Genomic DNA, 4232 nt, shown 5'->3' on the forward strand with positions numbered 1-4232 from the left:
GGGGAGGGGGCCCCCCGCCGCCGTTAAATATCAGCGGGCCGGGGGAGCCGCCGGCCGGGGGCGCGCACCCCGCGGTGGAGGCACCCCCCCCCCCGGCGCGGGGGGCCCCCCGCCGCACCATCGCCGTCCATCGCGCGGTCTTTGCAGAGGCGGGCCTCGCGGAGGCCCTCGACCGCGTCCTCGGTCTCGTGGTCCAGCCCGGCGTGGAATTCGGCAACCGCAACGTCATCGCCTATCGGCGTGAGCGGGCGCAGGGCCTGGCCGCCGTGCTCGCCGAAGAGCCGAAGCTCGTCTTCGAGGCGCATTCCACCGACTATCAGGGCGCGGCGCCGCTCTCCGAACTGGTCGGGGACGGGTTCGCGATCCTCAAGGTCGGGCCGGAGCTCACCTTCGTGCTGCGCGAGGCGCTCTACGCGCTCGACCTGATCGCCTCGGATCTGCTGCCCGATTACGGCGACCGGCCGCTCCTGCGCGCGATGGAGGCGCTCATGCTCGACCGCCCGGGGGACTGGCGCCGGCACTACGACGGCGACGCGGCCGAACGGCGGCTCCTGCGCCATTATTCGCTCTCGGACCGCATCCGCTACTACTGGACCGCACCCGAGGCCCGCGCCGCCGTCGATCGGCTGGTGGCGGCGCTCGCGGGGCGGCGGATCCCGCTGCCCCTGATCTGGCAGCACCTGCCGGGCGCCGCGCATTTCGCCGACCGGCCGCTCGAGCCGGAGGAGGTGCTGATCTGGCGCTTGCGCCGGAGCCTCGCCACCTATCATGACGCCTGCCGCAACTGAGCGGCGCCGACCACAGGGAGATAGAGACATGCCCCTCGACCAGTTCCGACTCGACGGTAAGGTGGCGCTCGTGACCGGGGCGAGCCGTGGCATCGGGCTCGCCATCGCCAGGCTCTTCGTGGAGGCGGGCGCGAAATGCCTCGTCACCGGCCGGACCCGCACGCCGGAGGTGGGCGCGCTGGAGGATGCGAATCCCGAAACCGTCGCCTGGGTCGCGGCCGACGTGAACGACCCGGCCACGCCCGACAGGCTGGTGAAAGCCACGCTCGACCCTTTCGGCCGCCTCGACATCCTCGTCAACAACGCCGGCGTCGCCGCCAACGGCCCGTTCCACGAGTTCGACGACACCCAGCTCGCCTTCATCATGGACACCAACGTGATCGCGCCCTTCCGCATCGCCCGCGCCGCGGTCCGGCCGATGCTCGCGCAGGGTGCGGGCGTGGTGCTCAACGTGGGCTCGATCTCGGCCTATGTCGCCAACAAGCCCCAGGACCAGGTGGCCTACAATGCCTCCAAGGCGGCGGTGCACCAGATGACCCGGGTGATGGGCTTTGAGTACGGGCCCCGCAACATCCGGGTGAACGCGCTGGCGCCCGGCTATGTGGTGAGCGACATGACCGCAGGGGGGATCGCCAAGGAGGCCTGGAACCGCATCTGGACCGAGAACACGCCGATGGGCCGCTTCGCCCAGCCGGAGGAGATGGCCAATTGCGCGCTGTTTCTCTGCTCCCCCGCCGCGAGCTACGTGACCGGGACCGTCCTGGTCGCCGACGGCGGCTATACCACGCATTGAACGAATCAGGGGCCGCCGGGTGGCGGCCAGTCACGGGAGAGAGACAATGGCCGAGGGAATGCAGGGAAAGGTCGCGCTGATCACCGGCGCCGCCTCCGGGATCGGGCTCGCGACCACCGAGGCGCTGATCGCGGCGGGGGCGAGGGTCGTGCTGGCGGACCGGGACGAGAAGGCGCTCGGCGCGCTTCGCGGTCGGCTTGGCGAGGCCGCCATTCCGCTGGTGGTCGACCTGCTCGATCCGGAGAGCTGTGCCGCGATGGTCCCCGGCGCGCTCGAAAAGGCGGGCCGGATCGACATCCTGCATTGCAACGCCGGCACCTATATCGGCGGCGACCTGATCGAGACCGACACCGCCACCATCGACCGCATGCTGAACCTCAACGTCAATGCGGTGATGAAGAACGTCCGGGACGTGCTCCCGCACATGATCGCGCGCGGCAGCGGCGACATCGTCGTCACCTGCTCGGTCGCGGGCCATGCCGCGGTGCCTTGGGAGCCGGTCTATTCCGGCTCGAAATGGGCGATCACCTGCTTCGTGCAGACCATGCGCCGCCAGCTCAACAGGAAGGGCATCCGGGTGAGCCAGGTCTCGCCGGGCCCGGTAGTCAGCGCGCTGCTCGCGGACTGGCCCGAGGAGAACCTGCGCAAGGCCAAGGAATCCGGCAGCCTGATCGAGCCGACCGAGGTCGCCGACGCGGTGATGTTCATGCTGACGCGGCCGCGGAACGTCACCATCCGCGACATGATCGTGCTTCCCACCAATTTCGACATCTGAGGCGGCGATGGCAGACCTTTCGGGACTGACCGCGCTCGTCACCGGTGCCGGCGGCGGCATCGGCGTCGCCATGGCCGAGACCTTTGCCGCGGCCGGGGCGCGCCTCGCGCTGGTGGACATCGTCGATTGCGGCGCGCTCGCGGCCCGGCTCGGGGAAGGGCACCGGAGCGACCTGCTCGACCTGCTCGATCCCGAGGCCATCTCGCGGAAAGTCGCGGCGATCGGCCGGGACCGCGGCATCGACATCCTGATCAACAACGCCGGGCTCGGGATTGTCGCGCCCGCCGAGGAACAGTCCGTCGCCGACTGGGACCGCACCCATGCGATCAACCTGCGGGCGCCCTGGCTCACCGCCGTGGCGGCGCTGCCCTTCCTGAAGGCTTCGGGCCGCGGGCGCGTGGTCAACATCGCCTCGCAGGCGGCGGTGATCGCCATCGCCGAGCATGCGGCCTATGGGTCGAGCAAGGCGGGCCTCATCGGGCTGACCAAGGTCCTGGCGCTGGAATGGGCGCGATACGGCATCACCGTCAACGCGATCTCGCCGACCGTGGTCGAGACGCCGATGGCGCTGGTCGGCTGGTCGGGCGAAAAGGGCCTGCGCATGCGCCAGGAGATCCCGGTCGGCCGCTTCGCCCGGCCCGGCGAGATCGCGGCGGCGGCGCTCTATCTCGCCTCCGATCAGGCCGGGATCGTCAACGGCGAGAACCTCATGGCCGACGGCGGCTATTCCATCCGCTGACGCGCGGGACCGCGCCCTCCGGCGCCCGTCAATAGGGCGCCTCGACATCGTTCATCGAGACATAGACGGTCTTCAGCTCGCTGTAGTGATTGATCGCGAGCTTCGAGTTCTCGCGGCCGATGCCGGACATCTTCGACCCGCCGAAGGGGGCTTCCACCGGGGCGAGGTTGTAGGTGTTGATGTAGCAGGTCCCGGCCTCGAAGCCCCGGACCACGCGATGCGCGCGGCTCAGGTCGCGGGTGAAGACGCCGGCGGCGAGGCCGAATTCGGTGGCATTGGCGCGGGCCATCACCTCCTCCTCGCTCGCGAAATCCAGAACCGACATGACCGGGCCGAAGATCTCCTCGCGGGCGATGGTCATGTCGTCGGTCACGTCGGCGAAGACCGTGGGCTCGAGGTAGAACCCGGCCCGGTCGAGCTGACGGCCGCCGAAGACCAGCCGCGCGCCTTCCGCGATCGCCTTGGCGATATAGCCCTTGACGATCTCCATCTGGCCCTGGCTGACCACCGGGCCGAAGCTGACCTCCGGATCCATCGGATCGCCGATCCTGGCCTTGGCCAGGCGTTCGGCGAGGCGGGTGAGGAACGCCTCCTTGATGCCTTCCTGGACGAAGACGCGGGTGCCGTTGGAGCAGACCTGGCCGGACGAATAGAAATTGCCGAGGATCGCACCCGAGACCGCGTTCTCCACATCCGCATCGTCGAAGACGATCATCGGCGACTTGCCGCCCAGCTCCATCGTGACATGCTTCATGCCGCCGGCGGCGGCGGCATAGACCTTGCGCCCCGTCGGCACCGAGCCGGTCAGCGACACCTTGGCCACGCGGGGGTCGGTCACGAGCGCCGCCCCCACGTCGCCATAGCCCTGCACGACGTTGTAGACGCCCCTCGGCGCCCCGGCCTCGACCAGGATCTCGGCGACTTTCAGCGCCGAGAGCGGCGTGGTCTCCGAAGGCTTGAACACCATGGTATTGCCGCAGGCCAGCGCCGGCGCGCCCTTCCAGCAGGCGATCTGGGTCGGGTAGTTCCAGGCCCCGATGCCGACGCAGACGCCGAGCGCCTCGCGGATGGTATAGGCGAAATCCCCCCCCGCCAGCGGAATGTGCTCGCCGGTCAGGCTGGGCGCCAGCCCGCCGA

The 4232-nt window shown here is 69.8% G+C and carries 5 protein-coding genes; 4 read left to right on the top strand and 1 reads right to left on the bottom strand.

Annotated features, from left to right (window positions below):
- Positions 1–29: 29 nt before the first annotated feature.
- Genes V7050_RS18760 through V7050_RS18775 form a run of 4 tightly spaced genes read left to right on the top strand, consistent with a single transcriptional unit; the run spans position 30 to position 3095 of the window.
- A complete protein-coding gene (locus tag V7050_RS18760) occupies positions 30–788 on the top strand; it encodes a class II D-tagatose-bisphosphate aldolase non-catalytic subunit (protein WP_324411014.1) in 759 nt (252 codons plus the stop codon).
- A gap of 28 nt (positions 789–816) precedes the next feature.
- Positions 817–1581 (top strand): SDR family NAD(P)-dependent oxidoreductase, encoded by a 765-nt coding sequence (locus V7050_RS18765; RefSeq protein ID WP_324370116.1) that lies wholly within the window; start codon positions 817–819, stop codon positions 1579–1581.
- 46 nt (positions 1582–1627) lie between these two features.
- Complete coding sequence (locus V7050_RS18770) at positions 1628–2356, top strand: SDR family oxidoreductase (RefSeq protein ID WP_324370114.1); 729 nt, start codon at positions 1628–1630, stop codon at positions 2354–2356.
- Positions 2357–2363: 7 nt separating this feature from the next.
- A complete protein-coding gene (locus tag V7050_RS18775) occupies positions 2364–3095 on the top strand; it encodes an SDR family oxidoreductase (RefSeq protein WP_324374624.1) in 732 nt (243 codons plus the stop codon).
- Between the two features lie 28 nt (positions 3096–3123).
- Here V7050_RS18775 and betB read toward each other — a convergent pair.
- Positions 3124–4232, bottom strand: a 1109-nt coding sequence (betB, locus tag V7050_RS18780; RefSeq protein WP_324411012.1) for a betaine-aldehyde dehydrogenase, incomplete at its 5' end; no start/stop codon positions are given.

Source organism: Amaricoccus sp., assembly GCF_036846665.1.
Lineage (GTDB): Bacteria > Pseudomonadota > Alphaproteobacteria > Rhodobacterales > Rhodobacteraceae > Amaricoccus.